Origin of the sequence: Yersinia alsatica (genome assembly GCF_902170305.1) — a bacterium.
GTDB lineage: Bacteria > Pseudomonadota > Gammaproteobacteria > Enterobacterales > Enterobacteriaceae > Yersinia > Yersinia alsatica.
The window spans coordinates 247,700-264,444 of sequence record NZ_CABHWW010000026.1; the positions used below are offsets into that span (position 1 = coordinate 247,700).

Here is a 16,745-nt window from a genome sequence, read left to right on the forward strand (position 1 = left end):
ATTTCATTTTCAGGGCGAATAGTTGCCCACAGTACTAAGGGAGAAAGTTATGAGCCACAAACAATTGCCGAAAGATTTTTTATGGGGCGGCGCGGTCGCAGCACATCAGGTCGAAGGCGGCTGGGATAAAGGCGGTAAAGGGGTAAGTATTGCCGATGTACTTTCCGGCGGCGCACACGGCGTTGACCGTGTTATGACCGATGGTGTGCAGGAAGGGTATCGCTATCCAAACCATGAAGCGGTTGATTTTTATGGCCATTATAAAGAAGACATCGCACTGTTTGCCGAGATGGGCTTCAAATGTTTCCGTACTTCTATTGCCTGGACACGTATTTTCCCGCAGGGTGATGAACTGCAACCGAACGAAGCTGGCCTGCAATTTTACGACGATATGTTTGATGAACTGTTGAAATACGGCATCGAACCGGTGATTACTTTATCTCACTTCGAAATGCCATGGCATTTAGTCAAAGAATACGGCGGCTGGAAAAATCGCAAAGTGGTCGACTTCTTTGTCAGATTCAGTGAAGTGGTGATGGAGCGTTACAAAAGCAAAGTCAAATATTGGATGACTTTCAACGAGATCAATAATCAACGTAACTGGAAATATCCGTTATTTGGTTATTGCTGTTCTGGCGTGGTATTCACTGAACAAGAAAATCCTGAAGAGACAATGTATCAGGTTCTGCATCATCAGTTTGTTGCCAGCGCCAAAGTGGTCAAACTGGGCCATGCGATTAACCCTGAGTTCAAGATTGGCTGTATGGTTGCGATGGTGCCGCTATATCCGTTCTCTTGCCACCCTGACGACATGATGTATTCCGTGGAAGCCATGCGTGAGCGTTATTTATTCGGTGACGTTCATATGCGCGGTTATTATCCTTCGTACATTCTGAATGAATGGGAGCGCCGTGGCTTCACCATCAATATGGAAGAGGGCGATCTTGAGACTCTGCGTGAGGGCTGTGCTGACTATATGGGGCTGAGTTACTACATGAGTAACGCGGTTTCAGCGACCAATCCAGGAAGTGGCAATTCGCTGTCTGGCTTCGAGGGCAGTGTGCCTAACCCACATGTTAAAGCCTCTGACTGGGGATGGCAGATTGATCCAGTCGGCTTACGTTATTCACTCAGTGTATTGTATGAGCGTTATCAAAAACCGTTATTTATTGTTGAAAACGGTTTTGGCGCTATCGATAAAGTGGCTGATGATGGCATGGTCCACGATGATTACCGTATTGCTTATCTCAAAGCGCATATCGAGCAGATGAAAAAAGCGGTATTTGAGGACGGTGTTGATCTGATGGGTTACACCCCATGGGGTTGCATTGATTGCGTGTCATTTACCACTGGCGAATATAGCAAACGTTACGGTTTTATCTATGTTGATAAAAATGATGACGGTAGCGGCACAATGGCGCGCTCGCGTAAACTGAGTTTTGACTGGTATAAGAAAGTTATTGCCAGCAACGGTGAAGAACTTTAAATCTGTAATGCTTTAGACATATTGCGTGTCATCGGGTAAACATTGAATAGAAGTATTGAGCCACACGGGTCAGATATAGTCAGTGTTTTACCCTTAGGTTTCCCTCACCAAACCCCACAAACAAGAAAACCAACCTTAACAGGTTGGTTTTCTTTAGGTATTTTGGTCGGCATGAAAGGATTTGAACCTTCGACCCCCGACACCCCATGACGGTGCGCTACCAGGCTGCGCTACATGCCGATGCTGCGGTATTTATACTACATTTTACAGTGACTAATGCAATACCGGATAAAAACAGTTGCCGGTTTTTTAAACGTATCGTGCTCAGTTTTTAGAGCTAGTTCGCAATAAAACGTTTTATATCCGTCAGCACTTGCAATAGTAATGGGAGCTGAGGCTTTTCATCTTTGATTTCATTGCCTTGCTGATCATAGGTCCGATATTCACCGTTATTATCTAACACAATCGTTTGTGTTGGCGTAGTAATAACCAGCATGCCGTTATCGCCGGTTGCCACCCAGTTATGATTGCGCTGCGCGGCGAATAAATCTTCCCCTTGCGAATAATCTTCTGATGTCGTTTTGACGTGCAACAACCGTTGCATCAGTGTCGTCATGATGTCTTCGTGGTTAGTTAGCTTGTTAACTGCTTGCGCAGGTGTCCCCGGCCAGTGAACAATGAGCGGCACTTGTAGCTGTTGACGATTGAAACTACTGCCTGCACCCCAATTATCATTGCCGTAGTCATTAAATTCGACACCATGGGCGGCAGTAATCACCACCACTGTTTTATCGAGTTGCCCACGTTGTTTCAGGGTATCCAGAATGGTCGCAATCTGTTGATCCACATCTTGCGCCCCGGCTTTATAGTGACGAATAAAGTCAGTTGGCAAGGCAACTTGATTACCTTTGATGGGGTCTTGTGCTTCGACTGCGCCATTAAGATTAATGTATGAGAACCACGGCGCACTGCTGGTCAGAGTTGACAACCACTGTTGCCATTGTGCCGTCGTTTCACTGTCTGTTTGCTGTGTTGGCGCAGGTAAGGTGAAATCAGATAATAACGCCTGGCGGTAGAGCGGCGATGCAAAGCCATCAGATGAGAACAGACCAAATTGGTAGCCTTGCGCACCTAATGCCGTAATAAATGCAGAAGGTTTCCGGGCAGCGAGAACCCCGTCCAGATAAGTTGGAGATATGCCATAAAACAGGCCAAACAGACCCGTATCTTGGCGGTTACCCGAACTATAATGTCGGTCAAACTGAATGTTTGAGTGACCAAACTCAGCTAACGCGGGCATATCTTTTTGCAGGCTATCGACGCGGATACCATCAACCACAATCAATAGCAGGTTATAACCGCTGCCTTTATCACTAAAAGTAATCGGGCTGAGTGGATATTCAACCGTTAATGCATCCGGATTCCCTTGCTCTACCAAGCGGCGCTGATATTCCTGTTGGTCAAGTAGACCATGTTTTTCAAGGAATTTACGCGCGGTCATTGGGTATGACAGCGGCAAGTTAGCGCGTTGCATACTGATTGGGCGATAGAAATTGGCATCGGCCCAGATATAAATTAGATGTGAAGCAAAGAATGCGGAAATGAACACCGCAACCAATGGCTTAACGAAACGCTGCCGGTTGAGACTGCGTAGTTTTTGCCACGCCCAGGTACCAAAAAGCATCTCGACCAGAAAAATGACCGGCACGGCAATAAACATCAGTTGCCAATCACGCGCTAGCTCAGTTTGGTCGGGGTTAATCACTAACTCCCATACCACGGAGTTAAGATGTAAGTGGAAGCGGGTGAAAACTTCAGTATCGACCAAGAGCAGGGTTAAACCCGCAGTGGCAAAGGCCGCAGAAAGGAAGCGCAGCAATCGTTGCGACATCACCACAAAAGTCAGTGGGAATATCACCAATAAATAGGCGGCAAAAACGATAAAACTAAAGTGCCCGAGCCAACTGACAAGGGCATAGATACGGCCAATCAGCGATGAAGGCCAATCGGAAACAAACAAATAGCGGCTACCCAGCACTAGGCTGAACAGGATATTAAACAAGGCGAACCAGTGCCCCCAGCTGATCATCTGGGAGACTTTTTCACGATAGCGCTGACGATTTGTCACCATATTGAGATTGCAGTCTTGGCCGATAAATTAATGAGCTTTATCTTCACGTACTGAAGCTTGCAGGGCTTCAGCGAAAGAACGCGCCAATACTTTGCGTTGCGCCGGGGCAATGCTGGTATTGATCAGATTTGTTACCATATTTCCCAAAACCATCAAAGAAAGATCGGTTGGGGTACGGTGTTTTTCCAGTACGCTGACCAGTTCAGACAGCAATTGTTCAACGTGTTCGTCGCTATAACGGGATGATTGTGGCATAAAAATTGTGCTCAACACCTGACAAAGTCCCATATCTTACCGTATAGAGTCGCGCTTTTCCGCTATTTTATAGCATTAAGAATCATTAGCCATTAATTGAGGGCGGCGATAGCTTTTGGGTTGCAGCTCTCAGGCATCAGTGATTGAATACGCCCCTAGCCAAAAGGAGTATTTATCATGAGTCTGGATATTGACCAGATAGCCTTACATCAGCTTATCAAACGTGATGAACAAACGCTTGATGTGGTGTTGCGCGATTCGCTGTTACCTGCCAATGCTGTAGTTGAAGAAATGATGGCCGAGCTGCATCGGGTCTACAGTGCCAAAAGCAAAGCTTACGGGTTGTTTAATGAGCAAAGTGAGCTGGCTGAAGCACTGAAACGAAGCCGTAAGGGTGATGAAGACTTCCTCAGCTTTAGCCGCGCGGCAACTGGGCGCTTACGCGATGAGTTAGCCAAGTATCCCTTTGCTGAAGGCGGTGTGGTGCTGTTTTGCCAATATCGTTATCTGGCGGTGGAATATTTGCTGATTTCGGTGCTGAGCAGCTGTAATAGCATGCGAGTAAACGAGCAGTTGGATCTGAGCACCACTCACTATCTTGATATAAACCGTGCTGACATTGTGGCTCGTATTGATTTGACTGAGTGGGAAAATAACCCGGAATCTACCCGTTATCTTTCATTCCTGAAAGGGCGGATCGGGCGCAAAGTATCTGACTTCTTTATGGATTTCCTGTCTGCTGCTGAAGGTTTAGATACCAAAGCGCAGAATCGCGGTTTACTACAAGCCGTTGATGATTACTGTGCGGATGCTGAACTGGGTAAAAATGAGCGTCAAGCCTATCGCCAGCAAGTTTATAGTTATTGTAATGAGCAGTTGCAGGCCGGTGAGGAGATTGCCTTACAAGAGCTTGCGCAAGAGTTGCCGAAGTTGGGCGAAAAAGATTTCCAACAGTTCTCTGCTGAGCAAGGCTATGGATTAGAAGAGAGCTTCCCGGCGGATCGCGGCACTCTGCGTCAGTTGACCAAGTTCGCAGGCAGTGGCGGCGGGTTGAGTATCAATTTTGACGCGCTATTACTCGGTGAGCGTATTTTCTGGGATGCAGCGACAGATACATTGACCATTAAAGGCACGCCGCCGAATCTGCGCGATCAGTTGCAGCGCAATGCCGGTAAGTAGAATAGATTGCGTGATGAGAAAATCACCAAATTAGCCAATAAAAAACGCCGCATAAGCGGCGTTTTTTACTTCGGCGTCCCGAATATCGACAGCGACGCGATTAAACGCGAACGAAGTCGATATGAGTCAGTTTTGGCTTGAAAGCGTGACGCTGAACAGCCTGTACTTTAACTTTGGTTTCTTTACCGTCAACAACCAGAGTCAGTACGGAATCATAAAAGCCCGGTTTCAATTCAAGGTTCTTGGTGGTGTCATGGTCAAGAGCAATAGAAATTGCTGCTTCAGAACCACCGTAAATGATTGCCGGAAATTTATTTGCTGCACGCAGGCGGCGGCTCGCACCCTTACCCTGGTCGTTACGTACTTCTACATTGATAGTGGTCATTTTGTTTTCTCTTAAAGAAAATTTACCCTGCTACAGGCGACCCAGCAACAGGTTCGATACTCGGCTTTGACTGGGTAAACCCAGAGCAAAGCGGGCGATATTCTAGCGAAGTCTCCGCCAGACAGCAAACAATACCGCATATTCCCTGCGTATTTGACGCTACAGCGGTGTTGGCTGCATTCGCTTACCCGAATCACTTACTGATGTAAACTCATCGGGATGCACTCACTTGCCGCCTTGCTGTCACGCCAACTACTTTGGGTATAATCCTCTCTGTATTTGACGCTACAGCGGTGTTGGCTGCATTCGCTTACCCGAATCACTTACTGATGTAAACTCATCGGGATGCACTCACTTGCCGCCTTGCTGCAACGTCAACTCATTAAGCCAGTGAATCTGCTTTTCTAAAACGCCCTTGATAGTCAAATATCTTTTCTCGGATTTGCCACCATTGTCCGCGAGGACGGGCGACAACAAAATCCGGGTAACGCAGTAATGCCTGTTGCGCGATGATATCTGCGGCGTTTTGCCATTTGAGGGTAACACCGGGCGCCCGCTGGTGAGGGCGTAAGAAAATTTGCTCAAATGCCATTCGCTGAGCGGGCGTGGTCAGGCGAAAACGCTCACTGGTATTGGTGCCATCCTCATCGTAATAAGTGATTTTTAGCCACTCGCCTTTCGCATCATGCCCCGCTTCCAAACTCATTCCGCCGCAACGCAGAACCAGTGCATCCTTCAATTTCAGGGCAGCTTTTAACATATCATCGGGATCGACCAGCACTTCCTGGCACTGATGACAGCGGCGGGCGGCAATATCATTCTCAGCACCGCAATGTGGGCAGGACTTAAAGCGAAAGCGATAGTCACATTGTGCCCGCGCCCCAGAGTCATCCTCAAACCAGCCCTGACAGCGGCGGCCATAATGTTCAATAATCTCGCCTGACTCAGTGCATTTACCCCAGAAAATATTGGCAAAACCGCAGTCAGGGCAGAAGACCTGCACCGGTTGGCTATCACTGTGAGGTTTGCTGGTACCCACTTCTGGCGTGAATAAGTCATGGGGATTGCCAGCATAATCCAGAATCAGACAATCTTCTTTACCCGGAGAGAGCCGCAAACCGCGGCCAACGATTTGTTGATATAAACTGACCGACTCAGTCGGGCGTAGAATCGCAATCAGGTCGACATGTGGGGCATCAAAGCCGGTTGTCAGCACGGCAACATTGACCAAATAACGCAATTGCTGCTGCTTAAAGGCGCTAATGAGTGCATCGCGCTCTGCGGGAGGCGTTCCGGCACTGACCAGCGCGGCTTCACCTTGGGGTAGTAGCCCGTAAACCTCTTTAGCATGTTCAACGGTGGCGGCGAAAATCATCACCCCGCGACGATGGGCGGCATACTCAATTATCTGGCTAACAATATGCGGAGTAATTCTTTGTTGTTGTTTAAGTTCGCGGTCTAGATCCGCTTCACGGAACATACCGTCACTGTTGCTGGTCAGACGGCTGAAATCATATTGTACCACCGGCATATCCAGCCGCTCTGGTGGCACCAGAAAACCGTGCTTAATCATGTAGCGCAGGGGTAATTCATAAATACAATCGCGGAACAGAGATTTCCCATCACCACGGGTAATACCGTGATAGTGGAATTGATAAATCCAGCCCTTACCCAGACGATAAGGCGTGGCGGTCAGCCCCAGCAGCCGTAGACGCGGATTAGTGCTACGCAGATGCTGAATAATTTGCTGATATTGACTGTCATCCTCGTCACTGATGCGATGGCACTCATCGATAATCAGCAACGAAAAGGCGCTATCAAACAAAGTAAGATTGCGCGCCACAGATTGCACACTGCCGAAGACCACTTTCCCTGCACTTTGGCGCTGTTGCAGACCGGCGGCGAAGATATCAGCCTCTAAACCATAGGCACAGTATTTGGCATGATTCTGCGCCACCAGTTCTTTAACATGTGCCAGCACCAGAACGCGCCCACGCGCCAGTTTTGCCAACTCGGCAATGACCAGACTTTTCCCGGCCCCGGTGGGTAAAACAATCAGTGCGGGTTCAGTGTGACGACGAAAATGGGCCAGCGTCGCATCCACCGCTTCTTGCTGATAGGGGCGTAATGTGAATGCCATTACACTGCGTGACCATAGATTGAATACATGATTTGCAACACTCTTTTACCGGGTATAAACAATATTTCTCTCTACGAGTAGTGAAAAAATTTCTACTCTCTATTGTGCCCATCGGCGGGATTAGGGCGATTGCTGAATTTTACCACGATGTGGTTGCTAAATAAGGGTTTCACTGCAACTGTTCCTAGGATGATATGGCAACCGCCGCTATACTGGTGAATTAGGTCGGTTAGGCAGCAAATTATTTTCCCCTATACCACTTTACTGCTTCATTCATTCCACACCGTATAATCCCCCGCATCTTTAAGATGTAGGCGTGATTGCGGGTATCGTGCCTGTTACTGGCACGACTATACAACAGGCAAAGTAGATTCAATGCGATTGGACAAGTTTTTATCTCAGCAATTAGGTGTCAGCCGGGCGTTGGTCGCGCGCGAGCTGCGGGCAAAACGAGTAACCATTGATGGCGAAGTGGTCAAAAGTGGCGCTATTAAGCTGACGCCAGAACAAGACGTGAGATTTGATGGTAACCCACTGCAACAAACAGTTGGCCCACGTTACTTCATGCTGAACAAACCGCAGGGCTATGTGTGTTCTACCGAAGATCCCGATCATCCGACGGTGCTGTATTTCCTTGATGAGCCAGTAGCTTACAAACTTCATGCCGCGGGCCGATTAGATATTGATACTACCGGGCTAGTCCTGATGACAGATGATGGCCAGTGGTCACATCGCATCACCTCTCCGCGTCACCATTGTGAAAAAACCTATCTGGTGACACTGGAGCATCCGCTGGCGGATGATACGGCGCAGCAGTTTGCGGACGGCGTACAGTTACATAATGAAAAGTCCCTGACCAAACCAGCGCAGCTTGAGGTTATTGAGCCACAGTTGGTACGTCTGACCCTTAGCGAAGGGCGCTACCATCAGGTTAAGCGGATGTTTGCCGCCGTCGGGAATCGGGTGCTTGAACTGCACCGTGAGCGAATTGGCGATATCAAGTTAGACGATGATTTAGCACCTGGCGAGTATCGTCCACTGACGGCAGAAGAGATTGCGAGTGTCGGCGCTCCCCATCTGTAAGTGATTTTCTATTGCAACGTGGGCGAACTGTCTCCACGCTGTTTTGCCGTTGATATAACCCGCAGTAGGTTATGGAAGGAGTTGTTGAACGTGCATGCCAGTAATCAAAATGACGGGAAGACCCGGACATCCCACTTTGGCTTAATCTTCATCTTGGGCCTGCTGTCGATGCTGATGCCCTTGGCGATTGACATGTATCTGCCCGCCATGCCCACCATTGCGCAAGAGTTTGGCGTAGAGAGTGGCGCGGTGCAGATGACCCTAAGCGCTTATGTGCTGGGGTTTGCTATCGGGCAGATGTTCTATGGGCCGATGGCCGATAGCATCGGGCGTAAGCCGGTCATTTTCTGGGGAACGCTTATCTTCGCACTGGCGGGGATGGCTTGTGCTATGGCGCAGTCAATTGAACAATTGATTAACATGCGCTTTTTGCATGGTTTGTCCGCCGCCGCCGCCAGTGTGGTGATCAATGCATTGATGCGAGACATGTTCACCAAAGATGACTTCTCCCGCATGATGTCTTTTGTGGTCTTAGTGATGACTATTGCCCCACTAATGGCACCGATTATTGGTGGCGCGCTACTGGTGTGGTTTAGCTGGCATGCGATTTTCTGGACCATGGCCGGTGCCGCCTTGGTGGCGGCGATACTGGTTTCACTGTTTATCAAAGAAACCTTACCGCAAGAGAAGCGACAGCGATTTCACTTGCGTACCACTATCGGCAATTTCGCGACCTTATTCCGCCACAAGCGGGTATTGAGCTATATGCTGGCCAGCGGCTTCTCTTTTGCCGGGATGTTTTCATTCCTGAGTGCCGGTCCCTTTGTTTATATTGAGTTAAACGGCGTTTCTCCGCAGAACTTTGGCTACTATTTTGCACTGAATATTGTCTTTCTGTTCTTGATGACATTGATAAATAGCCGCAATGTTCGCCGTTTTGGCGCACTGAAAATGTTCCGCTTTGGTATGTTAGTCCAACTGGTGATGGGCATCTGGCTGCTGGTGGTATGTGCCACCGGGCTGGGATTCTGGGCGCTGGTATTGGGCGTGGCGGCTTATGTCGGCTGTATCGCGATGATCACCTCAAATGCCATGGCCGTTATTTTGGATGACTTCCCACATATGGCGGGCACGGCTTCTTCTCTGGCCGGAACTTTACGCTTTGGTATTGGTGCGATAGTGGGAACGCTATTGTCGATGGCACCATCGCGTAGTGCCTGGCCAATGGTGAGCTCAATGGCCTTCTGTATTATTGTCGCCATGCTGCTGTATCTTTATGCCAGCCGCCCCCATAAGGGCGCGGTAAAATAATTAATTGAGAGATATGAAGAGGAGAGGCTGGCGAGCGCTCCCTTCATATCTCTTATTTATTAATTAACATTTTGCTCATATTTCCTTTCTGCTTTTCCCTTCACTCTGCTAAATATCGCTCTAATAGCCACTAAAAAGCACAAAATTATTGCGCTCCATCAATATAGTAAGCATGCATATCATTATTTATTGCATAGTTATGTTTGACACCATATTGTTAACTTTTTGAGCGATGAAATAAAAAAGTTTCAATTGTATCAACCGGACTTTTATCCGTTATTGGTACTCATAAAAGAGTGATGAATATCATTGAATATAGTTATTTATCAATTAATTAAATGGATTTTCTTTGCCTGTATTGATCTTTGTTTGTTCTTGAAATGTAAAATGTTGATTGGCATTAAGTAACAAGTTTGCAAGAAAAATGGTTGAGATAGCCGCCATAAAGGTATAAATATAACAAAAAATGGGATCTAAATCCCAAACCAACAGTCCCGTGCTTGGCATCGGTGGCTGAATCAAGGTTAGAAACAGCATAAAAATGACATTGTAGATTTTTAGTTTCTAAATTGTTATCAATGTTGTGTTTTGGTAGAGGTTGAACCAAGCACAATGACAACTTAGCAGCTATAACTTTAGTAAGTGTGAGTCATTGTGGTGCTTTTATGATTTTTTGCATTTTTATATTTGACTAGGAAAAACACGTGAATAATATCCAACTTTCGGTAGTACATCGTCTGCCGCAAAGTTACCGTTGGTTATCTGGATTTATCGGCGTGAAAGTTGAGCCGATACCACTGACGGCGATAGACGAGACCAATAATGACCTCATGGGGCTGAAATTACTTAGCCACGATGGTAAACACGCGCAAATTATCATGCAGCGGTTGCATCTCTCGTTACAAGAGATACAAGTGGATTCCGCGATTGTCGAATGGGAAGGTGAGCCTTGCTTATTTGTTCACAATCAAGATGAGAGTGCCACTATCTGCCGCCTGAAAGATGTGGGTGTGGCCATTGCCGAAACCATGACGGCACTTTATCCCTTCTGATACGCTATCGAGCACTCGTTAGCGGCATTTCGTCAGCGCTGTTTGTCACGCAAATATGCTGGCGCTTTTTTGTGTCTTAATTCCTGATTTACACCAAATTAATCAGCAAATTGCAGCAGTTGCTGAGTATACTGCTGCTTGGGTGCGGCAAATATCGCCTGACAATCACCTTGCTCCACCACCTCGCCCTGTTTTAACACAATCACCTGATGACAGAGCGAACGAACGACTTGTAAGTCATGGCTGATAAACAGATAACTGAGTTGATAACGTTGCTGCAAAGATTTCAGCAAGGCCAGAATTTGTGCCTGTACTGATTTATCCAGTGATGAGGTTGGCTCATCCAGAATCAGTAATTGAGGTTGCAAAATGAGGGCTCGCGCAATTGCAATGCGCTGGCGCTGCCCACCAGAGAACTCAGTTGGGTAGCGGTAGCGGCTCACTGGGTCCAGACCAACTTCTTCCATGGCCTTAATTACTCGCTGCTCACGGTGTACTGCACTGAGCCTTTGATGCACTTCCAGCCCTTCAGCAATGATCTGTTGAACATTCAAGCGTGGGTTTAGGGCTGAATAAGGGTCCTGAAACACGATTTGAATGCGGCTACGATAAGGCAACATTTGCTTGGGCGAGAAGCTGTGTAGCGGCTGACCACTAAACCAAATCTCACCTTTAGAGGGCAGCAAGCGCAGCAGTGCCAGCCCAGTGGTGCTTTTCCCTGAGCCAGATTCTCCCACTAAACCTAAACTCTCACCGGGCTTTAAATCAAAACTGAGATCTTTCAGTGCATAGTGATGAGCGACAGTGCGGCGCAGTAAGCCGCGTTTAATGGGAAAAGCCACTTGCAGCCCTTTAACTTGCAGTAAGGGTTGCAAGTCCATGGTCAGTGGCAGTGGGTCGCCCTGTGGCTCGGCATCCAATAATTGACGGGTATAGGGGTGCTGCGGGGCGCTGAACAGTGTCTGGCGGCTGTTCTGCTCAACAATACGGCCTTCACGCATCACCGCCACATTGTCTGCCAGCCGGCGCACGATATTCAGGTTATGAGTGATAAACAGCAAACTCATACCCATTTCTTGCTTTAACTCTTTCAGCAAACTCAAAATCTGGGCTTGAACTGATACATCCAGCGCGGTGGTCGGTTCATCGGCAATCAGCAATTTGGGTTTGGTCAAGACCGCCATGGCGATCATGACGCGCTGACGTTCCCCACCGGATAACTGATGCGGAAAATCAGCCAGTCGGTCTTTAGCATTGCGAATTCCCACCCGGTCAAGGCACTGAATAATCTCCGCTCGAGCCGCTTCTTGACGCATACCTCGGTGCAGCGACAAAACTTCAGCCAACTGTTTTTCAATGGTATGCAGTGGGTTGAGTGAGACCATAGGCTCTTGAAATATCATTGAAACCTGGTCACCACGAATACTGCGTAATGTCGGTTCGTCGGCATGTAACAGTGATTTGCCGGCAAACAGAATATCCCCTGTCGGGTAAACTACCGGCGGTGAGGGCAATAAACGCAATATTGACAAGGCGGTGACACTCTTGCCGGAGCCAGATTCCCCCACTAAAGCCAGTGTTTCACCCGGTGCTACCTGCAATGACAGCTCGCTGACCACTTGACGTTCAACGCCAGCCTGACGAAATGCAACACTGAGATTCTGAATATCCAGGAGTGGAGAGGTTGCCATATCAGTACACCTTACTTGGGTCAAAGGCGTCACGCACCGCTTCGCCGATAAAGATCAACAGAGATAACAGCACGGCTAATACCAGGAATGCAGTGATCCCAAGCCAGGGCGCTTGCAGGTTATTTTTACCTTCCAAGAGCAGCCCGCCTAATGAGGGAGAGCCCATAGGCAAGCCAAAACCAAGGAAATCCAGCGAAGTTAGGGTGGTAATAGAACCACACAGAATGAAGGGCAAGAAGGTCAATGTGGCCACCATGGCATTAGGTAGCATATGTCGCGACATAATAACTCGGTCGCGTACTCCCATGGCCCGTGCTGCCCGGATATAGTCATAATTTCGCGTGCGCAGAAACTCTGCCCGCACCACACCGACCAACCCCATCCAGCCAAATATCACGGTAATACCTAATAACCACCAGAAATTGGGTTGCACGATGCTGGACAGTAGAATCACTAAAAACAGGGTTGGCATACCTGACCAGACTTCAATAAATCGCTGGCCCCATAGGTCAACTCGGCCACCGTAATAGCCTTGAACTGCCCCGGCACAAATCCCAATCACACTGGAAAATAGCGTCAGTGTCAGGCCAAATAACAGCGAAATACGGAACCCATAAATGACTTTAGCCAACACGTCGCCACCGGTGCTGTCAGTCCCCAATAAATTGGTGCGGCTGGGGGGCGAAGGGAAGGGCACGTCAGTGGCAAAATTAATGGTGTTATTGCTAAAGCGGATAGGTGCCCAGATAGCCCAACCATGATCTTTAATTCGGCCAATAACATAAGGGTCTTGATAATCGGCGGCGGTGGTTAAAATGCCGCCAAAAGTTGACTCGCTGTAATTAGCCATAAAGGGCATATAAATTCGCCCTTGATAGCTCACCAGCAACGGTTTGTCATTGGCGATGAGCTCGGCAAACAAACTAATAATAAACAGAGTCAGGAAAATCCACAGCGACCAGTAGCCACGGCGGTTCTGACGAAATCGCCCCCAGCGGGCCTGATTAATAGCACTTAGCCGTATCATTATTGGCGGCCCTCAAAATCAATCCGTGGATCAACCAAGGTGTAGGTGATATCGCTGAGGATATTCAGCAGCAAACCAATCAGGGTGAAAATATAAAGAGTGCCAAACATTACCGGGTAATCGCGCTGTAAGGTGGCGTCGTAGCCCAGTAATCCCAATCCATTCAATGAAAACATCACTTCGATCAGCAGTGAGCCAGTGAAAAACATACTGATAAAGGTGGCCGGGAAACCGGCGATCACCAGCAACATGGCATTGCGAAACACATGGCGATAGAGAATTTTTTCTTCAGGTAGCCCTTTGGCGCGCGCGGTGACAACATATTGCTTGCGAATTTCGTCGAGGAAGGAGTTTTTAGTCAGCATGGTCAATGTAGCAAAGCCGCCAATCACTGTGGCCAATACCGGTAAAGTGATATGCCACAAATAGTCGGTTATTTTGCTGTACCACGGCAGCGTATCCCAGTTACTGGAAACCAGTCCGCGCAGCGGGAATAAATCGAAATAGCTGCCGCCGGAAAACAGCACCACCAGCAAAATGGCAAACAAAAACGAAGGGATAGCATAGCCGATAATGATTAAGGTGCTGCTCCAGGTATCAAAAGCCGTGCCATTTCGCACCGCTTTTTTAATCCCCAGTGGAATGGAAACGATATAAATTATCAGCGTGCTCCATAGCCCGAGAGAGATGGACACTGGCAGACTGTGCTTAATCAATGACATTACCGATTCGCCACGAAACAGACTGTCGCCAAAATCAAAGCGCACATAGCTCCATAACATATCGAAATAACGTTGGTGCAGCGGCTTGTCGAATCCAAAACGCTGTTTGATTTCGGCAATGACTTCCGGGTCTAATCCGCGTGAGCCGCGATAGTTACTGTCACCCACCTGGGCAGCATTAAGGCCCACTTTCGCGCCACCCAAGCCAGCATCACCGCCGCCTGCGCTATAGCCACTGGAATGGCCCAGTTCAATGTTGGCTATCGCCTGATCAACTGGCCCGCCTGGGGCGATTTGCACAATAAAAAAGTTGATAGTAATAATCGCCCACAATGTGGGAATAACCAGCAATAACCGCCGTAATAGATATGCGCCCACAACCGCCCCCTAGTGACGTTCTGCTGGCAGGCGAGCTGCCTTGTTGACATCCAGCCACCAGCTATCAAACCCTAGCGAATAAGTGGGGCGATCCACAGGCATTGAGAATTTATCCCAATACGCAAAGCGGGCATGATTGGAATACCACATCGGGATCATCAAATAATTCCAGGTCAAGACGCGATCAAGGGCGCGCCCCAGAGACAGCAAGGCTTCGGGCTGTTCTTGATGTTTGATAATCTGTTCAATCAAGTGGTCAATAGCCGGATCTTTAATACCGGAAGCATTATAGCTGGAATCAATATAAGCCGAGCTCCACAAGATTTGCAGATTTGGGCTAGGGTAAGGGAACGCAGTGTAAACGGTCGGGATCATATCGTAATCCCGACTGCGTAGGCGGTTAACAAATTGAGAACTGTCAACCTCACGGATATTCATGGTGATGCCCAAACGCTGCAAATTATGTTTGAACGGCTGAACATATTGGAAGTTGCTGCCACTGAGCAATAGCAATTCAAACTCAAAAGGTTTGCCAGTTTTGCTATTGACCAATTGCTGGTTTTTTACTTCCCAGCCAGCTTCACTCAGTAATTCGCGCGCTTTTAACAGATTATCCCGCGAATCGCCGCTGCCGTCAGTTTGTGGTGGCTGATATAGTTGCGTAAATACCTCTGGCGGTATTTTGCCTTTCAGCGGGGCTAACCAGGCTAATTCAGCACTGTCTGGATAACCCGTCGCAGCATATTCAGTATTCTGGAAGAAACTGTTAGTGCGCTGATAACTGTTGTAATAAAAGGCTTTATTCATCCAGTCAAAGTCAAAAGCTAAGGTGAGCGCCTGACGAACTCGGCGATCGCTAAAAATAGGGCGTTGGACATTAAATGCCAGCCAGCGAGTATTTTGTGCCGAGTTATCGACGATATCCTGTTTAACGATATAGTTTTTGGCGAAGTTGCCGCCCACATATTGTGTGGCCCAGCTTTTTGGCGAGGTCTCTTCACGGAAATCAAACGCCCCAGCTTTAAAGGCTTCTAGCGCGACTTTATCGTCTAAATAATAATCATAGCGGATGGTGTCAAAATTATATTGGCCACGATTGACTGGCAAATTAGCCGCCCAATAATCTCTGACCCGCTCATAAGTAATAAACTGGCCCATTTTATATTTACCAATACGATAAGGGCCGCTGCTGACTGGCGGTTTACTCAGAGGATCACTGAGTTTATGGTCTCGCCAAAAATGCTCTGGCATCACTGGCAAACCAAATAGACCCAGCATTTTATCTTTATTGGGTTCCGGGAATTCAAAACGTACAGTCAGGCGAGAAATGGCTTTTACCTGCACGCCTTTATAGACGATACGAAATTGTGGCACACCCTCGGTCATGAATTTATTGAAAGTGAAGGCAACATCTTGCGCGGTAATTGGCGTGCCATCATGGAAACGGGCACGGGGATTGATATCCACTTCAATCCAATGAAAGTCTGGGGCAAAACGCGCGGATTCGGCAATTAATGGGTAATAGCTGCCAATTTCGTCATCGGAGGTGGCAAATAGCGAGTCATATAGCCGCTCAGAGCGTATAGCCGGGTTGCCACGCAATGCATAGCGGTTAAAGTTATCAAAGGTACCAATAGCCGATAGCGTTATATCCCCGCCTTTAGGGGCCGCCGGATTAACATAATCAAAATGGCTAAAATCTGATGAGTATTTAGGTTCACCCAGTATGGCAAAAGAGCTGCCTTCTTTAATAGTTTCAGCCTGTAGCCCAAAACTCAGGGCCGCAAGTGCTAAGGCAGCAAGTAGGCGTGACAACATATTGGTGGTGATCTCCTGCTGTTATTCGAATAGTAATACTCTTAAATGAAATTACCAGTTTGCAGGGGTAAAGCAAACATTAAGCCA

The 16,745-nt window shown here is 47.9% G+C and carries 13 protein-coding genes and 1 tRNA gene; 5 read left to right on the forward strand and 9 right to left on the reverse strand.

The annotated features are described in order from the left end of the window. The first annotated feature begins 49 nt into the window (after positions 1-49). A complete protein-coding gene (locus FTA96_RS15240) occupies positions 50-1,486 on the forward strand; it encodes a 6-phospho-beta-glucosidase (RefSeq protein ID WP_050145415.1) in 1,437 nt (478 codons plus the stop codon). A gap of 163 nt (positions 1,487-1,649) precedes the next feature. Here the strand turns inward: FTA96_RS15240 and FTA96_RS15245 are convergent. The 3 genes from FTA96_RS15245 to FTA96_RS15255 form a co-directional block, all read right to left on the reverse strand. Then, a tRNA-Pro gene (locus FTA96_RS15245) sits at positions 1,650-1,726 on the reverse strand. 97 nt (positions 1,727-1,823) lie between these two features. Next, entirely contained in the window at positions 1,824-3,617 is a 1,794-nt protein-coding gene (gene yejM / locus FTA96_RS15250; protein ID WP_050106170.1) for an LPS biosynthesis-modulating metalloenzyme YejM, read from the reverse strand. Between the two features lie 27 nt (positions 3,618-3,644). Then, entirely contained in the window at positions 3,645-3,872 is a 228-nt protein-coding gene (locus FTA96_RS15255) for a YejL family protein (protein WP_002208836.1), read from the reverse strand. A 177-nt stretch (positions 3,873-4,049) separates the two neighbouring features. Here FTA96_RS15255 and yejK point away from each other — a divergent pair, with 177 nt between their 5' ends. After that, entirely contained in the window at positions 4,050-5,051 is a 1,002-nt protein-coding gene (gene yejK / locus FTA96_RS15260; RefSeq protein ID WP_134956688.1) for a nucleoid-associated protein YejK, read from the forward strand. A gap of 100 nt (positions 5,052-5,151) precedes the next feature. Here the strand turns inward: yejK and rplY are convergent, their stop codons facing one another. Continuing rightward, positions 5,152-5,436, reverse strand: a complete 285-nt coding sequence (gene rplY / locus FTA96_RS15265; protein WP_004700538.1) for a 50S ribosomal protein L25 — start codon at positions 5,434-5,436, stop codon at positions 5,152-5,154. Between the two features lie 382 nt (positions 5,437-5,818). Then, positions 5,819-7,576 carry a DEAD/DEAH box helicase gene (locus FTA96_RS15270; protein WP_145574227.1) on the reverse strand — a complete coding sequence of 586 codons (1,758 nt, stop codon included), beginning with the start codon at positions 7,574-7,576 and terminating at the stop codon, positions 5,819-5,821. 375 nt (positions 7,577-7,951) lie between these two features. Here FTA96_RS15270 and rsuA point away from each other — a divergent pair, with 375 nt between their 5' ends. The 3 genes from rsuA (at position 7,952) to FTA96_RS15285 (ending at position 11,022) form a co-directional block, all read left to right on the forward strand. Beyond that, on the forward strand, positions 7,952-8,659 hold the full coding sequence (rsuA, locus tag FTA96_RS15275) for a 16S rRNA pseudouridine(516) synthase RsuA (RefSeq protein WP_050145411.1): 708 nt from the start codon (positions 7,952-7,954) through the stop codon (positions 8,657-8,659). Positions 8,660-8,749: 90 nt separating this feature from the next. Continuing rightward, positions 8,750-9,970, forward strand: coding sequence for a Bcr/CflA family multidrug efflux MFS transporter (locus FTA96_RS15280; RefSeq protein ID WP_050145410.1), 1,221 nt, complete (start codon positions 8,750-8,752; stop codon positions 9,968-9,970). 704 nt (positions 9,971-10,674) lie between these two features. After that, positions 10,675-11,022 (forward strand): YejG family protein, encoded by a 348-nt coding sequence (locus FTA96_RS15285; protein ID WP_004710851.1) that lies wholly within the window; start codon positions 10,675-10,677, stop codon positions 11,020-11,022. 98 nt (positions 11,023-11,120) lie between these two features. On the opposite strand, the gene yejF is transcribed toward FTA96_RS15285, so the two are convergent. Genes yejF through FTA96_RS15305 form a run of 4 tightly spaced genes read right to left on the reverse strand, consistent with a single transcriptional unit; the run spans position 11,121 to position 16,658 of the window. Continuing rightward, the gene (gene yejF / locus FTA96_RS15290; protein WP_145574230.1) at positions 11,121-12,713 is read right to left on the reverse strand and encodes a microcin C ABC transporter ATP-binding protein YejF; all 1,593 of its coding nucleotides are present in this window, start codon (positions 12,711-12,713) and stop codon (positions 11,121-11,123) included. 1 nt (position 12,714) lies between these two features. After that, positions 12,715-13,740 carry an ABC transporter permease gene (locus FTA96_RS15295; RefSeq protein WP_050106177.1) on the reverse strand — a complete coding sequence of 342 codons (1,026 nt, stop codon included), beginning with the start codon at positions 13,738-13,740 and terminating at the stop codon, positions 12,715-12,717. Continuing rightward, the gene (locus FTA96_RS15300) at positions 13,740-14,840 is read right to left on the reverse strand and encodes a microcin C ABC transporter permease YejB (RefSeq protein ID WP_050106180.1); all 1,101 of its coding nucleotides are present in this window, start codon (positions 14,838-14,840) and stop codon (positions 13,740-13,742) included. Before FTA96_RS15300 ends, FTA96_RS15295 begins: the two co-directional genes overlap by 1 nt. 9 nt (positions 14,841-14,849) lie before the next feature. Next, the gene (locus FTA96_RS15305; protein ID WP_145574232.1) at positions 14,850-16,658 is read right to left on the reverse strand and encodes an extracellular solute-binding protein; all 1,809 of its coding nucleotides are present in this window, start codon (positions 16,656-16,658) and stop codon (positions 14,850-14,852) included. Positions 16,659-16,745 lie beyond the last annotated feature (87 nt).

Bases quoted from the DNA above. Each gene is read 5' to 3' on its own strand.
- yejK (WP_134956688.1), top strand. From the start codon at position 4,050: ATGAGTCTGGATATTGACCAGATAGCCTTACATCAGCTTATCAAACGT.
- FTA96_RS15255 (WP_002208836.1), bottom strand. From the start codon at position 3,872: ATGCCACAATCATCCCGTTATAGCGACGAACACGTTGAACAATTGCTG.
- yejF (WP_145574230.1), bottom strand. From the start codon at position 12,713: ATGGCAACCTCTCCACTCCTGGATATTCAGAATCTCAGTGTTGCATTT.
- rplY (WP_004700538.1), bottom strand. From the start codon at position 5,436: ATGACCACTATCAATGTAGAAGTACGTAACGACCAGGGTAAGGGTGCG.
- FTA96_RS15270 (WP_145574227.1), bottom strand. From the start codon at position 7,576: ATGGCATTCACATTACGCCCCTATCAGCAAGAAGCGGTGGATGCGACG.
- rsuA (WP_050145411.1), top strand. From the start codon at position 7,952: ATGCGATTGGACAAGTTTTTATCTCAGCAATTAGGTGTCAGCCGGGCG.
- FTA96_RS15240 (WP_050145415.1), top strand. From the start codon at position 50: ATGAGCCACAAACAATTGCCGAAAGATTTTTTATGGGGCGGCGCGGTC.
- yejM (WP_050106170.1), bottom strand. From the start codon at position 3,617: ATGGTGACAAATCGTCAGCGCTATCGTGAAAAAGTCTCCCAGATGATC.
- FTA96_RS15295 (WP_050106177.1), bottom strand. From the start codon at position 13,740: ATGATACGGCTAAGTGCTATTAATCAGGCCCGCTGGGGGCGATTTCGT.
- FTA96_RS15305 (WP_145574232.1), bottom strand. From the start codon at position 16,658: ATGTTGTCACGCCTACTTGCTGCCTTAGCACTTGCGGCCCTGAGTTTT.